This is a genomic window from Novosphingobium indicum, from assembly GCF_014645195.1.
Taxonomy (GTDB): domain Bacteria; phylum Pseudomonadota; class Alphaproteobacteria; order Sphingomonadales; family Sphingomonadaceae; genus Novosphingobium; species Novosphingobium indicum.
The window spans coordinates 1-24019 of record NZ_BMLK01000027.1 but is presented as its reverse complement, the minus strand read 5'-3'; the positions used below and the strand labels follow the sequence as shown (position 1 = coordinate 24019).

The following is a 24019-nucleotide window of genomic DNA, read 5'->3' as shown; positions in this document are numbered from 1 at the left end:
TTTCTGATCCTTAACTGGCACAAGCCACTCAAACCCGCAGCCTGTCCACATGCGTGCTTTCAACCCTCGCAACACGGCACGCGCTCGCCAACTGCGCCGAGCCGCAACGCCGGCGGAACGGGTTATGTGGCGGCGTCTGTCCCGCTCGCAGCTTGGGGTTAAGTTCGCGCGGCAGATGCCGGTCGGGCCGTACTTTGCAGACTTCCTATGCCGTGAGCTGAAACTGGTGATCGAACTGGACGGGCATTCGCATGATTGCCGGCCGGAGCAGGATTCCGCGCGGGATCGGTGGATGCGGGAGGACGGGTACCGGGTGCTGAGGTTTACGAACGCCGAGGTGTTCGGAAATTTGGAAGGGGTGTTGGCTTCGATAATGGCAGTTGTGCGCGAGATGTCGGCTTTGGGGAGCCCACCCCGTTGCGACTAGGCGGCACGCCGCCAAGTCTCACGGCCCTTCCGCTTGCGGGAGGGCGGAGCTAGCGTTGCCAGGCTACGTGGCGCTGGAACTCCCCTCCCGCAAGCGGGAGGGGTCGGGGGTGGGCTTCCCCGCGCAACCTCACCTCAATCCAACCACTCCGGCACCTGCTCCGCCGCCAGAATCGTCGCCGGTTCGATGCGGTTTGCCACCAGCGCCCACTTGTCGCCGTCGACCATGACTTCGGGCACCAGCGCGCGCGAGTTGTAGGTGTTGGCCATCGTTGCGCCATAGGCGCCGGCGGTGCGGAAGGCGGCGAGGTCTCCGGCCTTCACGGCGTCGATCTCGCGCGCCATCGCGAAAGTGTCGGAACTTTCGCAGATCGGGCCGACGACATTGGCGATCATCGTCTCGCCGCTCGGCTTCACCGCCACGAAATCGTGCCAGGCATCGTACATCGCCGGGCGGGCGAGGTCATTCATCGCGGCGTCGACCACCACCCAGGGATGGCCCGCGCCCTGCTTCACGCGCACCACTTCGGTCACCAGCACGCCCGAGTTGCCGGTGATCACGCGGCCCGGCTCGAACATCAGCGTCACGTCCCAGCCCTGCGTCACGTCTGCCACCATCGCGCCGTAGTCGGCCGGGGTGGGGAGCTGCTCCCCCGCCTTGTAGGGCACGCCGAGCCCGCCGCCGAAGTCCATGTGGGTGACGGAAAGCCCCTGATCGCGCAGCGTGCGCATCAGTTCGCCCATCTTGATGAAGGCCTGCCGCGAGGGATCGAGGTCGCCGATCTGGCTGCCGATGTGTACCGCGAGCCCACGCATATCGAGGCCCGGCAGGGCCGAAAGGCGCGTATAGATGCCGGCGGCCATGTCATAAGGCACGCCGAACTTGTTCTCGGCCTTGCCGGTCGAGATCTTGGCGTGGGTCCTGGCATCGACATTGGGATTGACGCGCAGCGCGCAAGTCGCGGTCTTGCCCAGGGCCGCCGCGATCTCGCCCAGCTCGACGCCCTCTTCCTCGCTTTCGAGGTTGAACTGGCCGATCCCGGCCTTGACCGCCGCGGTCAGCTCGGCGCGGGTCTTGCCGACGCCCGAGAAGACGATGTCGGCTGCGGGCATCCCGGCGGCCAGCGCGCGGTTCATCTCGCCTTCGGAAACGACGTCCGCCCCGTAGCCTTCCTTGGCCAGCAGGCGCAGCACGGCAAGGTTGGGGTTGGACTTCACGGCAAAGGCGATGTGCACTTTGGGTAGCGCGGAAAGCGCCTCGCGGAAGACCTGCGCATGGCGCGTGAGCGTGGCGCGCGAATAGACGTAGACGGGCGTACCGACTTCGCGGGCAATCGCGGTGAGCGGCACGTTCTCGGCGTGAAGCTCGCCGTTCCTGAGTTCGAAATGGTCCATGGTCGTCCTGAAATTTAGCCTGACCCCGCTCGTCCTGAGCTTGTCGAAGGACGCTGACACCACCCTTCGACAAGCTCAGGGTGGGCGGAGTTGGGGGGCTTGAGTTACTCTGGCTGCGGCGCTTCGGGTGGCGGCAGGTCGAAGGGGTCGTCCTCGCGCTCCTCGGAGCGGGTGCGCAGTTCCACGCTGCGTTCGGGAATGGCGAGCGTGGGCAGTTCGAGCAGTTCGGCCGAGTCCGGTTTCTCCGTCCGGCCATAGGGCGCGGGCGGAAGCTGCTGGCCGGGTTTGAGGCCAAGGTTCGAGCGCTGGCCGCAGGCGGCAAGGGCCGCAAGGATGGCGAGGACGGCGATCTTGCGCATGCGGTTTACTCCAAACCGAGCGCGGCGCGGGCTTCGGCCACGCGCTCGCGCACCTGATCGGGCGCGGTGCCGCCGTGGCTCTTGCGCGCGGCGACCGATGCCTCGACCGAGAGCGCCTTGAATACGCGCTCGTCGATGCGGCTGTCGATCTGTTTCAGGTCTTCGAGCGGCAACTGGTCGAGCGCAACGCCGCGCGTCTCGGCCAGCTTCACGGCCGAGCCGGTGATGTGGTGCGCCTCGCGGAAGGGAATGTCGCCCTCGCGCACCAGCCAGTCGGCCAGATCGGTGGCGGTGGCGAAGCCGAGTTCGGCGGCGCCGCGCATCCGGTCGGTGCGGAACCTGGTGTCGGCGACCATGCCGGTCATCGCCGCGATCGAGAGCGCCAGCAGTCCTGCGGCCTCGAAGACCGGCGGCTTGTCGTCCTGCATGTCCTTCGAATAGGCGAGCGGCAGGCCCTTCATCGTCATCATCAGGCTCATCAGGCAACCCGAGATGCGCCCGGCATGGCCGCGCACCAGCTCGGCGGCGTCCGGGTTCTTCTTCTGCGGCATGATCGAGCTGCCGGTGGAAAGCGCATCGGGCAGCGCGACGAAGCCGAAGGGCTGGCTCGCCCAGATGATGAATTCCTCGGCAAGGCGCGAGAGGTGCAGGCTGCACTGGCTGGCGGCCATCAGGTAGTCGAGAGCGAAATCGCGGTCCGATACGGCATCGAGGCTGTTGGCGGTCGGCCCGTCGAAGCCGAGCGCCTGCGCGGTCATTTCGCGGTCGATGGGAAAGCCGGTGCCTGCCAGCGCCGCAGAACCCAGCGGGCTGCGGTTCATGCGCTTGCGGGCATCGGCAAAGCGCGAACGGTCGCGGGCGATCATTTCGTAGTAGGCCATCAGGTGATGGCCCAGCGTGACCGGCTGCGCGGTCTGCAGGTGGGTAAAGCCGGGCATGATGCTGCCCGCATGCTCGCCGGCGCGGGTGACCAGCGCGACCTGCAGCGCCTGCAGCCCGGCATCGGCCTGGTCCATGGCATCGCGCACCCAGAGGCGGAAGTCGGTCGCCACCTGATCGTTGCGCGAACGCGCGGTGTGCAGCCGCCCTGCGGTCGGGCCGATCAGTTCGGCAAGGCGCGATTCGGTGGTCATGTGGATGTCCTCGAGGTCCCAGTCCTCGGGCACGCCGTCGGCCTCGTACTCGGCGGCGACTTTGTCCAGACCGTCGCGGATCGTGACCGCATCGGCATCCGAAACGATGCCGCAAGCCCCCAGCATCGCGACGTGCGCCTTGCTGGCGGCTATGTCCTGCCGCCACAATGCCTTGTCGAAGGGAATCGAGGCGTTTATCTCGCGCATGATTGCCGACGGTCCTTCCGCGAACCGTCCGCCCCACATCTGGTTGGAGCCTCCCGCCTTGCCGTCTGCCATATCGCTCAAGTCGCTCGTCCTGTGTTCCATTGCCGGGGCCGTGACCCTCTTGGCCGGCGGCTGCGATAGGCAAAGCGGCGAGGACGCGCAACAGCAGGCTTCGCCGGGCGCGGCGCAGGGCAAGGATGTTGCGGTGGAGAAGCTCGACCGCTCGCACAAGGGCGAGCCGCTGCCCGACATCACGCTGGTCGACCCCACCGGCGAAAGCCTCGACCTGTCCTCGCTCAAGGGCAAGCCGCTGCTGATCAACCTGTGGGCCACGTGGTGTGCGCCGTGCATCGCCGAAATGCCGACGCTCGACGCGCTGATCGACCGTGAACAGGAACTCGGTGTAGTGGTCCTGCCGATCTCGCAGGACATGGAGCAGGACGACAAGGTCGTTGAGATCCTGCGCCGCCGCAAGCTCGACAATATCCAGCCCTGGATCGACGAGAAGGGCGACCTCGGCTTCCAGTACGGCGGCAACCTGCCGATGACGATCATGTTCGATGCGCAGGGCAAGGAAGTGTGGCGCTACACAGGCGGTAACGACTGGACCTCGCCCGAAGCGCTGAAGCTGATCAAGGAAGCGAAGTAGGCGTCAGGCCGCGGCCATCTCGGCCAATTTCGATCCCGCGCGCGGATAGCCCTCCGGCGTCACTTCGGTGAACCAGATCAGGCGGCCGTGGGCTTCGTCGGGGTGAATGGCGAAGCGGTCATCGGTGTTGCCGATCAGGGTCAGGCCCTTGCTGCGCAGGTACGTTGCGGCGCTGGCCGCGTCCTTCACCTTGAAGACGAGGTGGTAGATGCCTTTCACGTCGCGGGCATGGGCGGTGATGGGCGAAGCGTCCGACGTGCCTTCCATCGTTTCGAGCACGGTATCGCCCATGGCGAAGGCGGCGCAAGTGGCATCGGGCAGGTCACGCGTGCCGATTTCGCTCCATTCCAGCTTTCCGGCAAACAGGTCGCGGGCTTCCTCCAGCGACGGGGCACTCACGCCCACGGCCTGCAGGCCTTCGATTCCCAGCGAATGGGCATCGCGCCATTTTGCCGGTGACCAATCCGGAGCGGTGCGCGGCTCGTTGGGCATGTCCTGCTTCACGATTTCCAACCGCATGCCCATGGCCTGACCGCGGGGAACCAGGAAGTAATGCGCTTCCATGCCGCGATCGTAGTGCCGCTTGAACCCGCGCTCGGCGAACCAGGCGTCGGCGTTTTCGAGATCGTTGGTCTTGAGCGCCAGCCCCAGCCAGCGCATCGGCGCGGAGGAGCGGCGAAGCATGTCGCCCAGCGGTGCGCCTTCCTGTGCGCCGCGTCCGGCGGGCGCGATGGGGATGACCATGGCATCGCCGATCATCATCAGCGTTTCCTCGCGGTCGAGGCCCATCTTCTCGGTCTCGGGCGTTACGAGGATCTCATAGACCGGCTCGGCGCCGAAGACGTCCTGAAAGAAGGCGTCGCAGCCCGGTCGGTCGGCATTGTCGGCGAGAGCCCAGCTGATGTGGACGAGCGGAAACTGCATGGTCGGACGATCCTCTCAGCCTGGGAGAACTCCCTGTCCCCCCGTCTGCGCGGGGGTGACGGCGCGGGACGGATGATCGACCCGTCCCGCGCTATCGCGCCTCAATAGGTCTTGGGCGCGCCCGTTCCCATGAACTTGGCAAGGTTCATGTGCAGCGAGGCGACCGAGCGTTCCATGTAGGGATTGGGCTGGGCGCCGCGATAGCCGACGTTCTTCATGCCCTGCTGGACGGCAGCCATGTTGTTGAAATCCTGCTGCAGCACCGGCGGCCATTCGTGGGGCCTGGTGTATTCCCACTCGGTCTCGGGCGCTTCGCCTTCGGGCCACAGTTCGTAGACGGCGGCTTCGAAGATGCACTTGTCGGGATCGGTGCCATAGGGGCGCGCCTGATAGCACAGCATGTTGTTGACGGCCTGCCCGATCTGGAAGTTCGGGAAGATCTGCCAGGCGGTGCCTGCCTGCGAGGTGTGCTGCGGATCGACCTGCGCCCACTCGACGCCGCGCGCCTTGTCTTCCTCGCGGGCGGTCTTGATCCAGTAGGCCGAGACTTCCGCCGGGGGCGTGCCTTCGGGCAGTTCGTCCTTGAGGCGGTTGGCAACCGAGACAAGCGTCATCGTCGTGTTGGTATTGGCGTTCTGCCAGGTGAAGTTCTGCATCTCCGCCGTGGTCAGGCGCGGGTCCTCGCCGGCGCCGAGGCGCAGCTTGCCCGAATCCTCTTCCTGGCCCTTGGGCGCATCGTAGCCGATGTTGGAGTGCAGCCCCTGATTGCGCGCCCAGCCGCGAAACTGGCCGAAGTCCATGAATTCGGGGTGCGTGGTGGAGACGTGGTAGGTCTCGCAGAAAGCCTCCATCGCGACTTTCCAGTTGCACTCGAAAATGATCCACTTGCGCCAGCGCGGACGCATCTTCTCGAGACCGTAGGGTTCGAGCATCGTTGCTGCCGGCTGGAGGTATTCGGCCAGCGGCATGCATTCGGGATCGAGGTTGATCCAGATCCAGCCGCCCCAGGTGTCGACCTGAACCTTGCCGAGATCGGCGAGGCCGTCGCACAGGTGGCCCTGCCAGTCGTCCTGATGCTCGATGTACGTGTTCTTGCCGTCGAGATCGAACGTCCAGCCGTGATAGCCGCAGATGAAGTTCGGCCGCGTGCCGTGGGCGTTGCGCTTGCCTTCCGGAATATCGACCAGCTTGCGGCCGCGGTGCGGGCAGACATTGTGGAAGGCGCGGATCTCGGTTTCCGAGGCGCGCACGATGATCACCGAATCGTCGATGATGTCGAACGTGATGTAGTTCCCGACCTCGGGGATATCCTCGAGCCGTCCGGCCTGCAGCCAGACCTTGCGCCACAGCTTGTCACGTTCGGCCTTGGCGTATTCCGGGGACACGTAGGCCTCGGCCGGGACATTGACCGGCGCGACGAGTTCTTCCGGCGCCTGCACGATCTTGCCTATCTCACCCATGGGTTCCTCGTTCTCTGTCAATTTGTGCGGATTTGCGTTCAGTATTTCATTATTGGCACGCCAGCGCAAATCGCTGAGGCGCTGCCGTCAGTGTGCCGCGAATGCTTCGTCGCGCCGTGGCAGGCTGGCGACGGCCAGGCTGCTCGCGGCCATGAAACCCAATGCCAGCCACAGAAAACCATCGTAGCTGCCGGTCACATCGAAGATGCGCGCGGCCACCAGCGGGCCCACAGCGGTGCCGATCGAAAGCGCCGCCAGGACACCGCCATAGAGCCCGCCGAAGTTCTTCAGCCCGAAGTGGCGGGTCAGCAGGAACACGACCACATCTATCTCTGCTCCCAATGTGAGGCCGATCAGCCCCGATGCAAGGACCATGGCGCCATAGGAATCGCCTCCGAGCAGAAGCAGCAGCGATCCCGCCACCGGCAGCATGAAGACTGCGGCGCCCACCAGCGAGGCGGGAAGACGGTCCAGCAGGAAGCCGGTGCCCAGCCGCCCTGCAAGCGAAAACCAGCCCACGAACGAGGCGATGCCGGCAGCCGTCAGCGGATCGGCACCCTGGTCGCCGAGGATCGAGGTGAAGTGCACGACGATGGCGATGATGGTGAAGGTGAAGAGCAGGCTGGCGATGAACAGGCGTTGGTAGATCGTCGAGCGAAGGCCTTCAGCGAGTGTCACGCCCGGCAGGTCTTTCGGGCTGGCAACCTCACCTTCTTCCTTGTTCTTGCGGCCCCGGTCGTAGCGCCCGTGGAAGAACAGGAAGATCACCGGAAAGGCTATGATCAGCCAGACGGCGGCATGGGCCGAAAAAGCCATCTCCCACCCGAGCCGGGCGATGGCATAAGTGCCCATCAAGGGGAAAACGCCTGCCGCGATCGAGGCCCCGCAAAGCGTTACCGCGAAGGCCATCCCGCGCGAGACATGGAACAGCGAGGCGACCGCGCTGGTCCAGACCGACGCTTGGACGGGCAGGGCCGCCAGCGCCACGAGGCACCACAGCAGATACCACTGCAGCAGCGATCCGTTGGCCGTGCCCAGCAGCGAAAACGCGACACCCAGCAGGACCAGCCCGAGGACCCCGAAGCGGCGCGGGCCGAAGCGATCGACGGCAAGCCCGATGAAGACGCCGCCCACCGCCTGGACCAGCGTGGCGATCGTCAGACCGAAGGTGACTTCGGTGCGTGTCCAGCCGAACTGCTCGGCGACCGGGCCAAAATAGGGGCCGATGCCGTAGATGTGGATCACGCTGGTGGCATAGCCGAGCCCGGCTGCCACCGGCACCAGACCGTGGGCCTTCCATTCCTCGCGCCCGCTGCGCGTTTCCGTGTTCATATTCAGTCGCCGTATCGCAGATCGACGTGGGTGGCCTCGCCATTGGGGCCCATCGGCGAATCGTATTCGATGCAGGTGCAGACGGGGTTCTCATGCCCGGCGAAGAGCTTTTCCTCGTCGGCCTTGGTCATCGGCAGGCGCTCGGGCGAAGAGATGATGGCTTGCGACCGCTCGAAGTCCTCGCGGCTGTTCCACCAGATCTCCATGATGCAGTCGTAGCCGGGATCGTGGATCTCGCCGGTGATCGGATTCCTTTCAGGTACCAGATAGCGCCGCACATAGCGCACCGCGTTCGGGATCGCCGGCTGCGCGCCCATCTTCTGGGCAAGCTGCGAGTGCTGGTTCTCGTAGTAGTCCATGAACTCGTCCATGGTCATGTCGGGGCGCTTGCGGAAGAAGCAGATCTGCTTGAGCATGACGGTCCTCCCTCAGACCCGGCCGATTGCCAGGACGCTGCCCTCGGCGTCGGCAGCCAGATAGATCGTGCCGTCTCCGGCAATGGCGATGCCGACCATCGTGCTCATCGGCCCGCACATGTCGCCCACGCCGCCAAGTTGCAGCAGCTGGACGCCGCCGGGGCCGCCGATGGGCAGCTTGGAGGCAACGGTATCGCGATTGCCGCCGGCAAGATCGCTCACCACGACCGATTGGGAGCCGGGATCGGCAACAGCGAGCGTGCCGTCCGCAATCGCGATACCTTCCGGCCGCGCAAGCCCGTCGAGCACCGTCTCCGCCTTGCCGCTCGCGAGCTTTACGACGCGCCCGGCGCCGCTTTCCGCGACGTAGACGGTGCCGTCTCCGGCAATCGCGACACCCATCGGGCGGTCGAGCCCGCTGGCCAGTTCGCTGACTTGGCGATCCTTGACCGACAGTACGCGCCCGGTGGGATACTCGGTAAAGACGGCAGAACCGTCCGATGCCATGGCAATGCCCATGAGGCGGTCGTAGCCGCTCGCGAGAACCTGCGTTTCCGCCGTGGCCGGGTTCCAGCGCGCCACATCGCCGTTGGCCGTCGTCACGACCCACTCGTCGGTGCCGCAAGCCGCCGCATCGCGCGTCCAGCCGGGGAAGCCGGGAGAGAACAGCATGCCGGCCAGCTGCAATTCCTCACCGGGCGTGAGCAGGTAGGTGAAGCCGCCGTCGGCAACGAGGATATGCCCGTTCGGGCCCACGGCAAGGCCGAGCGGCCACTGGAGGCCGCGGTCGATCACCGGCTTGGCGGTGCCCGACGCGGTGATCTCGTGGATGGAGCCGGTGATGTGCGAGACGAAGGTACGCCCGTTGACGAAGGCGACGTTGTCGAGGCCCGGGCCGATGTCGGCCAGCACTTCCTTTTCGCCGGTGCGCGGATCGATCTTGAGCACCTGCCCCGAATAGACCTGCGTCGAGACGATGTAGCCGTCGGGATGGAACTTGACCGAGTCCGGAACGCCGAGATCCTTTGCCACCACTTCGGGCTCGCCGCCGTCGAGGCTGACGCGCCAGATCTCATTGGCGCCCTGGGCCGGGAAGTAGAGCTTGCCGTCGGGGCCGACCTCGAAAGCGTTGACCATGGGAAGCCCCTCGACGATCACGCGCGGCGCGCCGCCGTTCTTGTCCAGTTCCATGATCCGCGCGCCCATGCGCAGCTCGCCGGCGATTACGCGGTCCTGATAGCAGGTGATCGGGTTGGCGACGGGCATGTCGCCCTGGATCACTTTGTATTCGCCCTTGGGCGTCATCATCGAGACGCGCCCTTCGGTGATCTCGGTGCAGAAGAGATTGCCCGCGCTGTCGAACGCAAGGTCGTCCGGGCCGACGATGCCGGTACCGCCAGCGGCCGGGGCGGGGCTGATCGTCTCGACTTCGCCGCTGTCGACGTCGACTGCACTGACCTTGCTGCCCGCGACCTGTGCCACATAGATCCGGCCGTCGGCGCCGGTGCGGATGCCGTTGGCGCCGTTGAGGCGGCTGGCCGGGGTCAGGCGATGGAGCGCCCAGCCTTCGGACGGTTCAGCGGACAGTCCACTCTGATTGCGGCCACTCGGTTCCAGCATGTATACATCCTTCTCCCACGGCGACGTGCCGAGTCTTTGCCGAAAGCCTATCGTTGCCGATCGGGAGGCGCAACGCAGAGGCGCTTTCGAACCTGCAGGAGGAACGGCCATCGCCGGGGCGGATGAGGGAGCAGGATCTGCGGTTGCCAAGGCGAGGGCTGTCCGCATACTCGTTCATCGAACCGATAATCATCTTTCGCTAGGGCGTTGAGGGAGAAGATCCCGCAGAAGATCCGAGCGGACCGATACAAGAGAGGACTGTCCAGCCCATGCCCGAGACCGAATTGCGCTTCGATGGCCGCGTTGCCGTCGTTACCGGGGGCGGACGCGGACTGGGGCGCGCCTATGCGCTGCTGATGGCCTCGCGCGGGTGCAAGGTCGTCGTCAACGATCTGGGCGGCGCGATCCGCGGTGACGGTCCGGATACAAGCGTGGCGCAAAGCGTGGTCGACGAGATCGTCGCGGCCGGCGGCGAGGCGATTGCCAATGCCGACAGTGTGGCCACTCCAGAAGGCGGCAGGGCGATCATCCAGGCGGCGCTAGACACCTGGGGCCGGATCGATGCACTGATCCACAATGCCGGCAACGTGCGCTACGGTTCGATCCGCGACATCAGCTACGACGACTTCAAGTCGGTGGTCGACGTCCACCTGATGGGCGCCTTTCATGTCGTGCAGGCAGCCTTCGCGCCCATGTGCGACCAGAACTTCGGTCGCATCGTGCTCACCAGTTCGATCGGCGGCGTTTACGGCAACAAGAACTGTGTGAACTACGGCGCGGCCAAGTCCGGCATGATCGGCCTCAACAACGTGGCCGCGCTTGAAGGCGAAGACTTCAATGTGAAGTCGAACGTGATTGTGCCTAGCGCCGTCACCCGCATGGCCGAAGGCATCGACATCTCGCAGTATCCGCCGATGGATCCCGAACTGGTCGCGCCGGTGGTGGCCTGGCTGGCGCACGAGGCCTGCTCGGTCACCGGCGAGATGATCGCTTCGATCGCCGGGCGTATCTCCCGCGTGTTCCTTGCCGAAACCCGCGGCGTCTATCGTCCCTCGTGGACGATCGAGGACGTCGCTGCGGCTTGCGAGCAGTTTCACGACAAGGGCGCCGAGAACCCGCAAGTGCTCGATTTCGGGCTCCACGGGCATGTCGATCACATCGGCTACAGCTTCGCCATGGCGCGCGAAGGCTCGGACAGCTAATAAACAACACTGTTGACAACTAAGCGCGCAAGCCTATCCACAGCGCGCATATGGCGATCGTGTTAGAAGAATCGCCGAACGGAGAAGTGGGAAAGCACATGACCTGCCAGAAAACAGACGTGCCACCGGCCGAAGAACTCGACATTCCCGCGCTCAAGGCGAAGTACCGCGCCGAGCGCGACAAGCGCCTGCGTCGCGAAGGCGGCGAGCAGTATGTGCGCCCGACCGACGACCTCTCCGACAACTACGCCCATGATCCCTTTACGCCCGTCGCGGAACGCGATGCGCTGAACGAGGAAATCGACGTTGCCATCCTCGGCGCCGGCTTCTCGGGCATCCTGGCGGGCTACCAGCTTCACAAGCAGGGCGTCACCAATGTCCGCAACATCGACCATGCGGGCGGCTTCGGCGGTGTGTGGTACTGGAACCGTTACCCCGGCGTGCAATGCGATAACGATTCCTATTGCTACATGCCGCTGCTCGAGGAAACGGGCTACATGCCCTCCAAGAAGTTCGCGGATGGCTGGGAAATCCAGGCCTATTGCCAGAAGATGGCCGAGGACTTCGACCTTGCCGACAAGGCGCTGTTTCATACTCTCGTCGAAAGCATCGTCTGGGACGAGACCATCAAGCGCTGGCACGTGAAGACCAACCGGGGCGACGACATCAAGGCGCGCTTCGTGATCATGGCCGGCGGCGTGATGAACATGCCCAAGCTGCCCGGCATTCCGGGCATTCACGACTACAAGGGCAAGATGTTCCACACCAGCCGCTGGGAGCATGATTACACCGGCGGTTCGTGGAAAGATCCGGTGCTCGACAAGCTGGCCGACAAGCGCGTTGCCATCGTCGGCACGGGCGCGACCTCGGTTCAGGCGGTGCCGTACATCGGCAAGTACGCCAAGCAGCTCTATGTCCTGCAGCGCACGCCATCGAACATCGACGAGCGGCCCAACCCGCCGACGGATCCCGACTGGGTGGCATCGCTCAAGCCGGGCTGGCAGCAGGAGCGCATGGCCAATTTCCATACCGGCGTGCAGCACATGTTCGCGCCGGGCGAGGAAGACCAGATCTGCGACATCTGGACCGAGCTCGTGCGCAACCTATGCAAGGACCTCGAAGCCGAAGGCTGGCCCGAACTGACGATGGAAGAGCTCATGGCCCGTCGCGAGGCTATGGACTTCCAGGTCATGGAACGCATGCGCCGCCGCGTTGACGCTCTGGTCGAGGACAAGGAAACTGCCGAAGCGCTCAAGCCGTGGTTCCGCTTCATGTGCAAGCGGCCGCTGTCGAACAACGAGTACTACCCGGCCTTCAACCGCCCCAACGTCAAGCTGATCGACGTTTCGCCCACACAGGGTGTCGAGCGCATGACCGAAAAGGGCTTTGTCGCCGATGGCGTGGAATACGAAGTCGACCTGATGGTCTTCGCGTCGGGTTTCGAAGTGACCTCGGACCTCAAGCGCCGCTGGGGCATCGATACGGTTACCGGACGTGGCGGTGAGTCGATCTACGACCACTGGGAAAATGGCCCCAGCACGATGCACGGTGTCATTACCGACAATTTCCCGGGCATGTTTTACATGGGCTACATCCAGGGTGCGACGAACTCGAGCACGACCGAGCAGTTCAACCGGCAGGCCGAGCACATCGCCTTTATGATCGGGGAGGCCGAACGTCGTGGTGCACAGACGGTTGCCGCCACCAAGGAAGGCGTCGAAGCCTATGTGCAGCACTGCCGCGAGAACGAGGTCGACATGTCCGAGTTCCAGGCAGAGTGCACGCCCAGCTACTTCAACAACGAAGGCGAAAAGAATCCCAAGTGGGCGCTTTTCAAGGGCTACATGGCCGGCTGGGATGCCTTCCGCGACATGCTGGCGGACTGGCGCAAGTTGCCGGACCTGCCGGGCGTCACGTTCGAATCCTGATTGCGAGTGCGCCGGAGCCAGTGGTTCCGGCGCCTCTGCAGTTTGCCGTCAGGCGCTGTTCGTCTGCGCGGCAATCCGCTCGGCGCGCAGCGCGCTGCGACGGGCCTTGCCCGCCTCGTCTCGCAGCGGCGTGTCGGTGAATTCCAGGCTGCGTGGTACCTTGTAGCCGACCAGCCGGTCGCGCACCCAGTCGAGCAGAGGCGCCGTGTCGGCATCGCCTCCATCCTCCAAGCGGACGATGGCATGAACGTGCGCTCCCAGATCTTCGTCCGGCAATCCGATCACGATCGCTTCGGCGACCTCGGGATGGGCCAGCAGTGCCGTTTCGATCTCGGCGGGATAGAGGTTGCGACCGCCTGACAGGATCAGGTCGGTGCGCCGGTCGGCGATATAGAGATAGCCGTCCTCGTCCACCCAGCCATAGTCGCCGAAACTCTCGAAGCCGTCGGGCAGGCGCCGGCCATCGGCGCCGACGTAGTGATAGGCCTTGTCTTCTCCGGTCGCGCCCTTGCGCCGCATATAAACCTCGCCGACTTCGCGGGGGGGCAGCGCCGCACCATCATCCCCCCGGATCAGCACTTCGGACCAGGTCGGTTTGCCGACCGATCCGCGGTGTTCCAGCCACTCCGCGCCGTTCAGCTGCGTGGTCGCGAAGCCCTCGGTGCCGCCGTACATCTCCCAGACTTTCTCCGGCCCGATCCAGTCGATCCAGAACTCCTTGAGTTCGGGCGTAATCGGCGCGGCGGTGTGCCACAGGGCTTCGATGGAGGAGAGGTCGTACTGCGCGCGCATCTCGTCCGGCAGGCGGGCCACGCGCTGCATCATGGTGGGCACCAGCGCGGTCCACTGCACCTTGTGCTTATCCACCAGACGCAGGAACGCCTCGGCATCGAAACGCTCCATACCGACCACCGAATTGCCGTGCACCATCACCGAGTGCGACATCGCGAAAGGGAAGTTGTGATAGAGCGGCCCGGCATTGAGCATCACCCCGTCGACCGGAATGCCCAGCCCGCGCACCGAATCGTCGAGCTGCGAGGGATGGTGATCGACGATCAGCTTGGGCCGTCCTGTCGAGCCGCCCGAAGTCATGGCCTTCCAGCTCGGCGCCACGAGTGCTGGCAGCGGTGTGCCATCGGCATGATCGCGGCCGAATGCAACCGGTAGCCCTTTGCATCCCGCGCGAAGGTCCTCGTCGGCAATCACGGCTGCACGCGGTTCGGCCAGCGCTAGGATCGCCTCGAATTCGGGCCTGGGCAGCCGGTGTGAGACCACCGCTGGCGTCGCGCCCAGCTTCCACACGGCAAACGTCCATTCGAAGAAGGCGTTGCCGTTGGGTATCGAGAGCACCACGCGGTCGCCTTGCGTCACGCCTTGCCCCTGCAGTGCGTGCGCCCGGCGGGTGGCGGCGTCGGCGAGTTCGCCCCAGCTCAGCACGGCGTCGCCATGGCGCACGGCCCAGTGGTCAGCACCGCGCCGCGTGGCATTGCGTTCGGGCAAGTCCCCCAGCACGATTCCGGCCATGGGCTCAGTCCTCCGATGGCTTGCGGGTGGCGGGCATGCCGCCGCTGGCCGCAAGCGCCTCTTCCAGATGGCGCCGCACCGAGGCGGGCAGGCGGGTGATGTCGATGGGAAAGCCGTGAAGCAGCATGTTCTGCAGGTGGCCGATCTGGTGATTGGCAAAGGAGGTCTGCATCGCCTCGCGCCGCCCCATCGCATCCTGCGCGGCGTTGACCGAGGCTTTCATCAGCTTGAGCGCGAAACGGTCGGTGCGGGCGATCTCCTGCGCCAGCTCCAGCGCTCGCTCGTGCAGCTGCGCGCGCGGCACGACTTCGTTGACCATGCCCGCAGCGGCGGCAGCCTGCGCCGAGAGCCAGCCGCCGGTGAACAGCATCTGCTTGGCGCGCCGCACGCCCAGCTCGAAGGGGTGGGCGAAGAACTCGACGCCCGGCACCCCCATGTCCGAACCGGTGTTGTCGCGGAACCGGGCGTCGTCCGCCGCGACGATGATGTCGGCGAACCACATCAGCATCAGCCCGCCGGAGATCACGCTGCCCTGCACGGCTGCGATCACCGGCTTCGGGGCATTGCGCCAGCGCTCGGTCATTTCCAGATAGACCTCGCGCTCGCGGGTGTAGGGTCCCTCCCAGCCCGGCGTGCCGAACTCGCCCCACAGGCTTGCCCGCTCGGCAGGCGCACCCATCGGGCCTTCGCTCATCGACAGGTCGTGGCCGGCGCTGAAGTGGTCGCCGTCGGCTGCCAGCACGATTACGCTCACGGCCTCGTCGTCGCAGGCCAGCCGAAGAGCGGCATCGATCTCGTAGGTCATCCGCGTGCCCTGTGCATTGCGCTTTTCCGGGCGCGCGAGCGTTATGCGCGCCACCTTGGGCGCGGCGATGTCATAGCGGATCTGTGTGAAGGCCGGCTCCTCACCGGCATCGGATTGCGGCATCTTTCCCTCGGTATGTGCTTAGACACTTGTCTAGTAGCATACGCACGATCCGTATGGCGGCAAGCCGAACAATTGCCCATGCCGCGCAAAGCCTCTTGCACGAGCCCGCACGCCTCGGTAAAGGCGCCCACTGTCCAGGCGCTGGAGATTTCCGGAAACGCCAGGCATGCCGCTTTAGCTCAGTTGGTAGAGCACATCATTCGTAATGATGGGGCCACAGGTTCGAGTCCTGTAAGCGGCACCATTTCCCCAAATGACCAGCACAAGAAGACGGCTTATCGCTTCCGGCGATAGAGCACCGAGGTGCCTGAGCGTGCCACGGCTTTCCAGCCCGGCACGTCTAGCTCCGGGGCGTGCCACACGATCCAGAGATAGGGGATGGCGGCAGGGATGCGCGCAGTGCTGTCGAGTACCGGGACCGATCCCTGGCAGCTCTCGCCGATCTCGATCGACGACGGGTCACGGTCGAACGGCGCGGCGGCCGGGTTGTGGATCGTGAGCAGCTGGCCGCCCGACATCGAGAACTGGTCGTTGGCGAAGGCATGGCGGTGAAGGAGGGCGAAGCTGGCCGTATGCATGTTGCGCAGGCGGCTTTGGAAGATGAAGGGACGGCAAGGCAGCGCGCGGAAGGACACCAACTGCGAGCCGCGCGGCAGGGCGTCCAGCACAGCGATCTCGCGTTTGAACTGCTTGTCCCACATTGCCATGCTTACGGTGGTTCCCGCGAGGCGCACACCGAAGAAGGCGAGTCCGGCCAGAACCAGCCAGCGGGCCTGTTTTCGCGGCAGCTCTGGCCGGGCGGCGATGAGCGCGAGCGCAAACATCGTCGGCGTCAGGCGCATGTCTGCGAAGTAGGAGCCATACACCCAGCCGGGCAGCAGCCAGAACAGACCGAAAAGAACGATCGCGCCCAGGGCAAGGCCCTTGTGCACTGTGCCGGTCTTCGAACGCCAGGTCATGGCGATCATAATGGCAAGCACGAAGGCACTGACCACGTCGAACGGGCTCCAGCGGTCCATCAGCACATTGGTGAGGAAGTAGACCTTCTCGCCGAGCCGGAAGAAGCCGTGGGTCGGCAGGTGCTCGGGCGTGTTGGGCCACAGCATGCCGAGGACTTGAGGAATCAGCAGGCAGGAAGACGCGAGAAATCCGCCCGAAAGCGCTTTCCAGAACGGACGGCCCTGTACGTAGCGGGCCACCAGTTCGCACGATCCCACCATCACGCAAAACACAGCCCATCCGGCAAGGTGCCCTACCCACAGGACGCAGGCGATGAAAGTGAACAGGGCATAGCGGAGCGCCGGCCTGGCGCGCATCGGCTGGCTGATCCAGAGCGCGAGCGACAGCGTCGCCAGTGCCGTGGTCAGCGAGAAATTCAGAAAGCCATATTGCAGCGGAGCGCCATAGGCGAGCGGAAGGGCGAAGAGAGTGGTGGCCGTCACGCGCCCGTGCGCTGCGCGCGCGAGCAGCAGGTATCCGGCGGTCTGCAGCGCGACGATCAGGATGACGATCGTCTTCACGCCGGGAACGAGGCCGAGCGCCGGTTCGAGCGCGTAGATGAGCAGGTCGGTCCCGAGGTTGGGCAACAGGTTCCAATGGAAGGAGTACCACTGCGCCAGCTCGGGCGTGCGGCCACCGTCCATCTGCACCATGAAGCGCGACATGTGCGCCGGCAGATCGGTCAGCGGCGGGACCGTGGGATAGAGCAGCGGGACAATCGCCAGCAGCACGAGCAGCGGCCACCACCGGTCTAACCGGAGGGGCGCTGTGCCTTTACCCGGATCGGATAGCGTCTTCGGCGGGCCCGTCATGCGCCAGGCCGCGCCCTGAACACGAAGCGGTGCGAGAGCAGGAAGAAGACGGCCGAATAGGCGATCATCGCTGAGCCCTGGGCGATCAGTGTCTCGGCGAATCCAGCGGCCCGCATCAGTGTCAGCACAGCGAGGTTGGCTGCGTAGGAAATTGCAAAGACGGCAAGGAAGCGGTGCACCTCGTGCGCGGCGACACGTCCGCGGACACGGAAGGTGAAGGCGCGATTGAGCACGAAGGAGAGGCAGATGCCGATGGCATAACTTACGGCGTTGGCGAGGTAGTCCCCGGCGCCGAGTTGCAGGAGCAGCGCGATGATGGCGAAGCCGACGAGCGTGTTGGCTATGCCCACGAGGCCGAAACGGGCTGCCGCTTTCACCATCGCACGGAGACCCTCGCCTCAGCCGTGGACGTCGAAGGGAAGGCCGCGCAGGGCCGCTTGGCGGTCTGCCGCCGACGGGACCGGCAGGCGGTATCCATCCGGCCGCGTCTGGGCACGAATGTCGCGTACGATGAACAGCGGACGGTTCTTGCTCTCCATGTAGAGCCGGCCGAGATAGCTGCCGAACACGCCGAGGATGATCAGCTGGACGCTGCCCATGATCAGCACCACCGCGACCGTACTGGTCCAGCCGACCACCGTTCCATCTTCAAACCAGCGGTAAACGGCCCATCCCAGCATGGCGAAGCCGATCAATCCCATAATCGATCCGGCGAGCGAAGCGAGGCGCAGGGGCAGCGTGGAAAAGCTGGTTATGGCGTCGAGGGCCAGCCGCAACATACGCGTGAGCGGATAGTGCGTTTCGCCCGCCGCGCGCGGGTCGCGCTCGTATTCGAGCGCGGCTTGTTCGAAACCGATCCAGCTGACCATGCCACGGATGAAGCGAAACCGTTCGGGCATGGCATTGAGCTGGTCGACCACGCGCCGCGTCATCAGGCGGAAATCCCCCGTGTCCAGAGGGATATCATGTTCGGCAAGGCGATTTAGCAGCTTGTAGAAGACCGCCGCGGTTCCGCGCTTGAAAGCACTTTCGCCGTGGCGCTCGATCCGCTGTCCATAAACGACGTCGAACCCCTGTTCGATTTTCGCGACCATCTTTGCCAGAAGTTCGGGCGGGTCCTGGAGATCGGCATCGATGATCATGACGAGGTCGCCGCGACTGATCTGCAGTCCTGCCGTCACGGCAAGCTGGTGTCCGTGGTTGCGTGAAAGATCTACGCCCACGATGCACGCATTGCGCGCGGCAAGAGCGCAGATTTTCTGCCAGGTGCGGTCTCTGGAGCCATCGTTGACGAGAATGATCTCGAAATCCGAGCCGAAAACGTCGCTGCAGGCAGCAGAAAGCCGCTGCTCGAGCATGTCGAGCACCGACTCTTCATTATAGCATGGTACGACCACCGAAAGGCGGGGACACGCCTGTTCGGCGAACGGCATGATCGGCCCCATCTTCATATCCATTGCCCCGCGAGACTGGCTGATTAGACCGCTCTATCCCCCAGCGATGGTTAACCCGGCGTAAAAGCCGCCATTCCGTGTCCCGCACGTCCTGTCCTGATTGCCTACGTAAATCTGCGTGGTCGTCGATCACCCTCGGTCAACCCTGTCCGTATTAACCATTCGGAAAGGCTCAACAGGACGCAAGGGGAAGCGGCATGAGCGGACTGGAAACACTACTGATCAAGGCCAAGGGTGCGGCCAAGCGCGGCGAGACCGATGCCGCGCGCGAAATCTATCGCAAGGTGCTCTCCAAGCATCCGCGCAATCCGCGCGCGCGCGCCGGGCTTGAAGCGCTGGAAACGGCGAGTGCAAATCCGTCGCAGCAGCAGTTCGACGTCATGGTCGCGGCCTACAAGTCCGGCCGCATGGACGAATGCGCGCGGCAGGGGCAGGCGCTGGCCGAGACCTATCCGCATTCGCATGGCGTGCAGAACCTGCTGGGCGCCTCGCTGCTGGCGCTCAACGACAATGCCGGTGCGGCCAAGGCGTTCGAGCGTGCGATCGAGGCCGATCCCAACCATCCGGCGAGCTACAACAACCTCGCCATTGCACTGCGCAAGCAGGGCCTGCTGGACGAGGCCGAGGCGACCTATCGCAAGGTGATCGCCCGCGCGCCGGACTATGCCGATGCGCAATACAACCTCGCCAACCTGTTGCAGCTTTCGGACCGCCCGGACGAAGCGGCCGAGCACTTCGCCGCCGCCATCCGCATCAATCCGCAATATGTCGATGCCCATTACAATCTGGGCAACCTGCTGGCCAAGGCGGCGCGTCGCGAGGAAGCCGTTGCGTGCTTCAAGAATGCCGTGCGTCTGCGCCCCTCGCACAGTGATGCCTACAACAACATGGGCGGTGAACTGCTCGCACTGGAACGTGTCGACGAGGCACTCGCTTCGCTGAACAAGGCGCTCGAAGCCAATCCGAAGAATGGTCAGGCCCTTATCAACAAGGGCAAGGTGCTCGTGCTCAAGGGCGACGAGCCGGGCGCGATCTCTGCGTTCCGCGGTGCGCTGTCGCTCGACCCCACCGACCGCTCCGCCCGGCTGCAGGCGCTTTTCGAGGAAGCGCATATCTGCGACTGGAGCACGCGCGGCCAGTATCCGCTGACCGTTGGGCCCGAAGCCGCTGCCGTCCAGCCTTTCGCCTCGCTGCCGTTCGTCGACGATCCGGCGCATCAGTTGCGCCGCTCGTTCGACTGTGCGGCCAAGATGTTCCCGGCAGCGCCCGAAAGCCTGCCGCATCCGGCCCCATCTACCGATGGGCGTATCCGTATCGGCTACTTCTCGGCCGACTTCCACAACCACGCCACGATGTACCTGATGGCGGGCTTCTTCCGCGAGCACGACCGTGCCCGCTTCGACGTGCGGCTCTACAGCTACGGGCCCGCGCGCGAGGACGACTACACCCGTGCCGAACTGCGCGGCCATGTCGATGGTTTCACCGAAGTGGGCGCGATGCGCGACGAGGACATCGTGGCTCTGGCGCGCAAGGATAAACTCGACATTGCAGTGGACCTCAAGGGTTACACCCGCGGGACCCGCACGCGCCTGTTCGGCCAGCGCCTGGCGCCGGTGCAGGTGAGCTTCATGGGCTATCCCGGCACTATCGGCCATCCGTGCATGGACTATTTCATTGCCGACCATGTGACGATGCCCGAGGGCGCCGAGCAGTATTTCAGCGAGAAGATCGTGCGTCTGGCCGGCAGCTATCAGGCCAACGACAACCGGCGCGAGATCGTCGCCGACACCAAGGGGCGCAGCGGCTGGGGCCTTCCCGACGAGGGCTTCGTCTTCGCCAGCTTCAACCACACCTACAAGATTTCACCGCGCGAGTGGGACCTGTGGATGGGCCTGCTGCGCGAAGTGCCCGGCAGTGTCTTGTGGCTGCTGCGGTCGAACCGGTGGGCCGAAGGCAACCTGCGCCGCGAGGCGGAAGCGCGCGGCGTCGATCCGGCACGGCTGGTGTTCAGTCCCTCGGTGGCGCACGGCGAGCATCTTGGACGCCTCGTCCATGCCGACCTGTTCCTCGATACCTTCGCGGTCAATGCGCACACGACGGCCAGCGATGCCCTCTGGGCCGGGCTGCCGGTGCTGACGCTGGCGGGCCAGCAATTCGCCGCCCGTGTTGCTGCGAGCCTCGTGACCTCGGTCGGCCTGCCCGAGATGGCGGTGGAGAGTGAAGAGGCCTATGCTGCGCTTGCGCTCGATCTGGCGCGCGATCCGGCGCGCCTTGCCGCCTTGCGCGAGCGTCTGGCCGAAAGCCGCAGCACGACGCCGCTGTTCGACACCGTGCCCTATACACGGCGCGTGGAAGCGGCGCTCGAACGGATGCACCAGCGACAGCTGGAAGGGCAGGCGCCCGACCACTTCGCGGTGGATTGAGGCGCCAGTCGGTACACTGACGCCAGCTACTGCAGCGTTGCGCCATCCTCATCGTCGTTGCTGGTGCGACCGAAGAACTGCATGAGCTGGACGAGCAGTTCGCAGCGGGCCGAGAGGCCGGAGGCTTCCAGCAATGCCTGTTTCGCCGCCGGATCGAACGGGGCGATCTGCGAGACACCGTTGATCAGCGAGACATCGTCGAGCCGGGTCACCTGTTCCCAGTCGACCGAATAGCCCTGTGCGTCGGCAAATCGCTTTGCTTCCCGCTCGAAGCTGGCCCGCTCGATGGGCGCCAGAACTTCGTCCGCTTCATCGTCCAGCAACTCGGCTTCGACCTGCCGGAACGGCGTCGTCACATTGAGTTCGCGCACCACGCGAAAGCGCCGCTCGCCTTCGAGAACGATGTTGAAGCGCCCGTCTTCCAGAGCCTCGACATCGCCGATTCGGCCAAGGCAGCCGATCTCGAAGAGCGGCGCGCCTTCCTCCGGGCGCTGCGGCTGGATCATGCCGATGAGTCGGTCGCGGGCGAGGGCATCGCTCACCATCGCCCGATAGCGCGGCTCGAAGATGTGCAGGGGAAGCTGCAATCCCGGATAGAGAACCGCGCCGGGCAGGGGGAAGATGGTGATTCGTGCCAAGACCGGATCAGCCGAACAGGATCGTGGAGAGCTTGCGCCGGGTGGCCGAGACCCACGGATCTTCCAGACCCACGGCCTCGAAGATCTGCAGCAGCTTGGCCTTGGCGGCGCCTTCGTTCCATTCGCGGTCGGTCTCGACCATGCGCAGCAGCGTGGCTGCGGCATCGTCGCGCTCGCCCGCTGCGAAAGCGGCGTTGGCGAAGGCCAACTGGGCCTCCATGTCATCGGGATGCTCGGCGGCGGCAGAGCGCAGCGAGGCCAGTTCGCTGTCGTCGGGCTTGTTCTTGGCCAGTTCCAGCGCCGTGCGGGCGCGCTCGACGTGCGGATCGGAGGCCATTTCGGGGGCGAGGCCGCCCAGGACCTGCTCGGCTTCCTCGAGCCGGTCGGCGACCACGAGGCCGCGAATCAGGCCGGCAAGCACTTCGCCGTTGTCGGGCGCGACTTCCAGAATCTGCATGAAGATGCTGGCCGCGCGCTCGCCGTCTTCGGCGGCCAGTGCTTCCTCGCCCATCGCGATCAGCGGAGCAATATCGGGCTTTGCCGCTTCGCCGCCCGGCTGCACCGGCAGCTTTTCCAGAAGCTGGTCGATCGTCTGCTTGAGCTGCGACTCGGTGCGCGCATTGGTGAGGTCGGCGACCGGCTGGCCCTGGAAGATGGCATAGACCGTGGGAATCGAGCGGACCTGGAACTGCGAGGCGATGAACTGTTCCTCGTCGACGTTCACCTTGGCGAGAAGCACGCCCTTGTCGGCATATTCCGCGGCGACCTTTTCCAGCACCGGCGTCAGCGCCTTGCACGGCCCGCACCATTCCGCCCAGAAATCCAGGATGACCAGTTGCGTCATCGAGGGCTCGGCCACCGACTTACGGAACCGGTCCACTGCTTTCTGTTCGTCGATATTCAGACCCATGCTGGCCAAGGTACTTGCTCCCATATCCTGCGCGTCAGCACCCTAGATCGGATTTCCGGGGCCATTTGTGAAGGGCGAATGCATCCGTATGTGCCTCAGGGGCCCCGGCTTTGCACGGCGCCGGGACGATCTGCAAAAATTTTTGCATTTGCCCTCTTGCCGGTCCTCAAACCCCCTGCTAGTGGCGCGCCTCCACCCCGGACCTGCCGGACAAAACGGCAGGCCTCCGAAACGCCAGAGCGGGCGTAGCTCAGGGGTAGAGCACAACCTTGCCAAGGTTGGGGTCGAGGGTTCGAATCCCTTCGCCCGCTCCAGATTTTCCAACAAAATCAGCGAATTAGCGCCACGGCGCACCCTCTTTCGCTGGAGACAAAGCCCGCTGCGAAGGCTGTTGTCTCCACATTGTCTCCAGAAAATCGGCAAAGATTGAGTGGTTCTGGCGTCGCGTGGCGAATATCGCGATGGACCTCGCCTTCCCTGACTGAGTCATCCGGTGCTTCCCTTCGGGACCGGCGCTCTATCTCCGCTGCGCTCCGACCGAACCCCTGGCGGGTTTCGGCGCATCCGCGTGACGATCGCCTAGCGGACGGCGTGAGCACGCCGAGCAATAGCCGGTGTGTCCCTGGTGGCGCCGCGAGCGGCGCGGTGCTTGGGGCGCTGCCCCTGGCGCCCTTCGGAGCACCTTCCGCCCAGCTTCCTCCGCGCTTCGCGCTCCGTGCAGCCGGTTCCCCGCGAAGCCGCCCGCTCCGGTTGCACCCCCGGTCTCGCCGACGGGCAGGGTTTCAGCGCGGCGCTTCCCGCTGCGCGGAAACCCGTGGAGTAACGAAGATGACCGATACCATCGAAACCGGGACGACCGAGCAGGCCGAACAGGACAGCCTACCAGCGATCCGGCAGGCTATCCTTGACCGACTGTCTCGCTCACCGCCAGGTCATTGCCCTCTCTGCGGATGCACTCTGCTCAAACCTCCACGTACACTTCTGCCAAAGTAGTGCTAGGCGCTCTCGGCCTAGATATTGCCATTCGCACGCCACTTCGTGAGCGGCGACCCTCGGCTGAACCGTTCATAGGAAATTACGGAAGCAGTTAAACATCAGTACCTCTTTCTCCCGCCGGTCAGCTTGCTGCCCCATTTTGTAGTTCGGTCTGCGCAGATTGAGTTATCTCATGACAGCTGCCAGCACGCGGCAATCAGCATGCGCTCGTTTCACAATTAGAGCGGTTTTCGACCGTTCTGAATCGGCATGGGATTCCCTTTGGTCACGATTTCTGATTCAGA

The 24019-nt window shown here is 64.8% G+C and carries 20 protein-coding genes and 2 tRNA genes; 7 read left to right on the top strand and 15 right to left on the bottom strand.

Translation table 11 applies throughout. The features are described 5' to 3' along the window. Nucleotides 1-49 precede the first annotated feature (49 nt). Complete coding sequence (locus IEX64_RS20395) at nucleotides 50-427, top strand: endonuclease domain-containing protein (protein WP_188822702.1); 378 nt, start codon at nucleotides 50-52, stop codon at nucleotides 425-427. A gap of 134 nt (nucleotides 428-561) precedes the next feature. Here the strand turns inward: IEX64_RS20395 and lysA are convergent, their stop codons facing one another. The 3 genes from lysA to argH form a co-directional block, all read right to left on the bottom strand. Beyond that, nucleotides 562-1821, bottom strand: a complete 1260-nt coding sequence (gene lysA, locus IEX64_RS20390; protein WP_188822700.1) for a diaminopimelate decarboxylase — start codon at nucleotides 1819-1821, stop codon at nucleotides 562-564. A 104-nt stretch (nucleotides 1822-1925) separates the two neighbouring features. Beyond that, a complete protein-coding gene (locus IEX64_RS20385; protein WP_188822698.1) occupies nucleotides 1926-2180 on the bottom strand; it encodes a hypothetical protein in 255 nt (84 codons plus the stop codon). 5 nt (nucleotides 2181-2185) lie between these two features. Then, on the bottom strand, nucleotides 2186-3559 hold the full coding sequence (gene argH, locus IEX64_RS20380; protein ID WP_188822748.1) for an argininosuccinate lyase: 1374 nt from the start codon (nucleotides 3557-3559) through the stop codon (nucleotides 2186-2188). 19 nt (nucleotides 3560-3578) lie between these two features. Here argH and IEX64_RS20375 point away from each other — a divergent pair, with 19 nt between their 5' ends. Next, nucleotides 3579-4169, top strand: a complete 591-nt coding sequence (locus tag IEX64_RS20375; RefSeq protein WP_188822696.1) for a TlpA family protein disulfide reductase — start codon at nucleotides 3579-3581, stop codon at nucleotides 4167-4169. Between the two features lie 3 nt (nucleotides 4170-4172). Here IEX64_RS20375 and IEX64_RS20370 read toward each other — a convergent pair whose 3' ends face one another. From IEX64_RS20370 to IEX64_RS20350, 5 genes are all read right to left on the bottom strand, one after another. Next, nucleotides 4173-5093, bottom strand: a complete 921-nt coding sequence (locus tag IEX64_RS20370) for a VOC family protein (protein WP_188822694.1) — start codon at nucleotides 5091-5093, stop codon at nucleotides 4173-4175. 101 nt (nucleotides 5094-5194) lie between these two features. After that, nucleotides 5195-6553 carry an aromatic ring-hydroxylating oxygenase subunit alpha gene (locus IEX64_RS20365; protein WP_188822692.1) on the bottom strand — a complete coding sequence of 453 codons (1359 nt, stop codon included), beginning with the start codon at nucleotides 6551-6553 and terminating at the stop codon, nucleotides 5195-5197. An 87-nt stretch (nucleotides 6554-6640) separates the two neighbouring features. Beyond that, nucleotides 6641-7885: an MFS transporter gene (locus IEX64_RS20360; protein ID WP_188822690.1), complete on the bottom strand. Its 1245-nt coding sequence runs from the start codon at nucleotides 7883-7885 to the stop codon at nucleotides 6641-6643. Nucleotides 7886-7887: 2 nt separating this feature from the next. Beyond that, the gene (locus tag IEX64_RS20355) at nucleotides 7888-8301 is read right to left on the bottom strand and encodes an EthD domain-containing protein (RefSeq protein WP_188822688.1); all 414 of its coding nucleotides are present in this window, start codon (nucleotides 8299-8301) and stop codon (nucleotides 7888-7890) included. Between the two features lie 12 nt (nucleotides 8302-8313). After that, nucleotides 8314-9921 carry an SMP-30/gluconolactonase/LRE family protein gene (locus tag IEX64_RS20350; protein ID WP_188822685.1) on the bottom strand — a complete coding sequence of 536 codons (1608 nt, stop codon included), beginning with the start codon at nucleotides 9919-9921 and terminating at the stop codon, nucleotides 8314-8316. A gap of 269 nt (nucleotides 9922-10190) precedes the next feature. Between IEX64_RS20350 and IEX64_RS20345 the strand changes: the two genes are divergently transcribed. Together IEX64_RS20345 and IEX64_RS20340 are read left to right on the top strand one after the other, a co-directional pair. Continuing rightward, the gene (locus tag IEX64_RS20345; protein ID WP_188822682.1) at nucleotides 10191-11123 is read left to right on the top strand and encodes an SDR family NAD(P)-dependent oxidoreductase; all 933 of its coding nucleotides are present in this window, start codon (nucleotides 10191-10193) and stop codon (nucleotides 11121-11123) included. A gap of 98 nt (nucleotides 11124-11221) precedes the next feature. Beyond that, a complete protein-coding gene (locus IEX64_RS20340) occupies nucleotides 11222-13051 on the top strand; it encodes a flavin-containing monooxygenase (protein ID WP_188822680.1) in 1830 nt (609 codons plus the stop codon). Nucleotides 13052-13099: 48 nt separating this feature from the next. Here the strand turns inward: IEX64_RS20340 and IEX64_RS20335 are convergent, their stop codons facing one another. Beyond that, entirely contained in the window at nucleotides 13100-14575 is a 1476-nt protein-coding gene (locus IEX64_RS20335) for an AMP-binding protein (protein ID WP_188822678.1), read from the bottom strand. 4 nt (nucleotides 14576-14579) lie between these two features. Then, nucleotides 14580-15503 (bottom strand): enoyl-CoA hydratase, encoded by a 924-nt coding sequence (locus IEX64_RS20330; RefSeq protein ID WP_188822676.1) that lies wholly within the window; start codon nucleotides 15501-15503, stop codon nucleotides 14580-14582. Nucleotides 15504-15671: 168 nt separating this feature from the next. Between IEX64_RS20330 and IEX64_RS20325 the strand changes: the two genes are divergently transcribed. Next, nucleotides 15672-15747: transfer RNA gene (locus IEX64_RS20325), tRNA-Thr, on the top strand. A gap of 31 nt (nucleotides 15748-15778) precedes the next feature. Here the strand turns inward: IEX64_RS20325 and IEX64_RS20320 are convergent. From IEX64_RS20320 to IEX64_RS20310, 3 genes are read right to left on the bottom strand one after another with little or no spacing between them, the layout of a single operon-like run. Then, nucleotides 15779-17314 (bottom strand): hypothetical protein, encoded by a 1536-nt coding sequence (locus IEX64_RS20320; RefSeq protein ID WP_188822674.1) that lies wholly within the window; start codon nucleotides 17312-17314, stop codon nucleotides 15779-15781. After that, nucleotides 17311-17694: a GtrA family protein gene (locus tag IEX64_RS20315; protein ID WP_188822673.1), complete on the bottom strand. Its 384-nt coding sequence runs from the start codon at nucleotides 17692-17694 to the stop codon at nucleotides 17311-17313. Before IEX64_RS20315 ends, IEX64_RS20320 begins: the two co-directional genes overlap by 4 nt. An 18-nt stretch (nucleotides 17695-17712) precedes the next feature. Further along, nucleotides 17713-18765 (bottom strand): glycosyltransferase family 2 protein, encoded by a 1053-nt coding sequence (locus IEX64_RS20310; protein WP_188822670.1) that lies wholly within the window; start codon nucleotides 18763-18765, stop codon nucleotides 17713-17715. A gap of 200 nt (nucleotides 18766-18965) precedes the next feature. Here IEX64_RS20310 and IEX64_RS20305 point away from each other — a divergent pair, with 200 nt between their 5' ends. Continuing rightward, nucleotides 18966-21191 (top strand): tetratricopeptide repeat protein, encoded by a 2226-nt coding sequence (locus tag IEX64_RS20305; protein WP_188822668.1) that lies wholly within the window; start codon nucleotides 18966-18968, stop codon nucleotides 21189-21191. 26 nt (nucleotides 21192-21217) lie between these two features. On the opposite strand, the gene IEX64_RS20300 is transcribed toward IEX64_RS20305, so the two are convergent. Continuing rightward, nucleotides 21218-21829, bottom strand: coding sequence for an LON peptidase substrate-binding domain-containing protein (locus IEX64_RS20300; protein WP_188822666.1), 612 nt, complete (start codon nucleotides 21827-21829; stop codon nucleotides 21218-21220). A gap of 7 nt (nucleotides 21830-21836) precedes the next feature. After that, nucleotides 21837-22739: a tetratricopeptide repeat protein gene (locus IEX64_RS20295; RefSeq protein ID WP_188822746.1), complete on the bottom strand. Its 903-nt coding sequence runs from the start codon at nucleotides 22737-22739 to the stop codon at nucleotides 21837-21839. 239 nt (nucleotides 22740-22978) lie between these two features. Here IEX64_RS20295 and IEX64_RS20290 point away from each other — a divergent pair. After that, nucleotides 22979-23053, top strand: a tRNA-Gly gene (locus tag IEX64_RS20290). The last annotated feature ends 966 nt before the right edge of the window (nucleotides 23054-24019 follow it).

Excerpts from the sequence above, each read along its gene's own strand:
- IEX64_RS20395 (WP_188822702.1), top strand. The coding sequence starts at position 50 with ATGCGTGCTTTCAACCCTCGCAACACGGCACGCGCTCGCCAACTGCGC.
- lysA (WP_188822700.1), bottom strand. The coding sequence starts at position 1,821 with ATGGACCATTTCGAACTCAGGAACGGCGAGCTTCACGCCGAGAACGTG.
- IEX64_RS20385 (WP_188822698.1), bottom strand. The coding sequence starts at position 2,180 with ATGCGCAAGATCGCCGTCCTCGCCATCCTTGCGGCCCTTGCCGCCTGC.
- argH (WP_188822748.1), bottom strand. The coding sequence starts at position 3,559 with ATGTGGGGCGGACGGTTCGCGGAAGGACCGTCGGCAATCATGCGCGAG.
- IEX64_RS20370 (WP_188822694.1), bottom strand. The coding sequence starts at position 5,093 with ATGCAGTTTCCGCTCGTCCACATCAGCTGGGCTCTCGCCGACAATGCC.
- IEX64_RS20365 (WP_188822692.1), bottom strand. The coding sequence starts at position 6,553 with ATGGGTGAGATAGGCAAGATCGTGCAGGCGCCGGAAGAACTCGTCGCG.
- IEX64_RS20360 (WP_188822690.1), bottom strand. The coding sequence starts at position 7,885 with ATGAACACGGAAACGCGCAGCGGGCGCGAGGAATGGAAGGCCCACGGT.
- IEX64_RS20355 (WP_188822688.1), bottom strand. The coding sequence starts at position 8,301 with ATGCTCAAGCAGATCTGCTTCTTCCGCAAGCGCCCCGACATGACCATG.
- IEX64_RS20350 (WP_188822685.1), bottom strand. The coding sequence starts at position 9,921 with ATGCTGGAACCGAGTGGCCGCAATCAGAGTGGACTGTCCGCTGAACCG.
- IEX64_RS20345 (WP_188822682.1), top strand. The coding sequence starts at position 10,191 with ATGCCCGAGACCGAATTGCGCTTCGATGGCCGCGTTGCCGTCGTTACC.
- IEX64_RS20340 (WP_188822680.1), top strand. The coding sequence starts at position 11,222 with ATGACCTGCCAGAAAACAGACGTGCCACCGGCCGAAGAACTCGACATT.
- IEX64_RS20335 (WP_188822678.1), bottom strand. The coding sequence starts at position 14,575 with ATGGCCGGAATCGTGCTGGGGGACTTGCCCGAACGCAATGCCACGCGG.
- IEX64_RS20330 (WP_188822676.1), bottom strand. The coding sequence starts at position 15,503 with ATGCCGCAATCCGATGCCGGTGAGGAGCCGGCCTTCACACAGATCCGC.
- IEX64_RS20320 (WP_188822674.1), bottom strand. The coding sequence starts at position 17,314 with ATGACGGGCCCGCCGAAGACGCTATCCGATCCGGGTAAAGGCACAGCG.
- IEX64_RS20315 (WP_188822673.1), bottom strand. The coding sequence starts at position 17,694 with ATGGTGAAAGCGGCAGCCCGTTTCGGCCTCGTGGGCATAGCCAACACG.
- IEX64_RS20310 (WP_188822670.1), bottom strand. The coding sequence starts at position 18,765 with ATGAAGATGGGGCCGATCATGCCGTTCGCCGAACAGGCGTGTCCCCGC.
- IEX64_RS20305 (WP_188822668.1), top strand. The coding sequence starts at position 18,966 with ATGAGCGGACTGGAAACACTACTGATCAAGGCCAAGGGTGCGGCCAAG.
- IEX64_RS20295 (WP_188822746.1), bottom strand. The coding sequence starts at position 22,739 with ATGGGTCTGAATATCGACGAACAGAAAGCAGTGGACCGGTTCCGTAAG.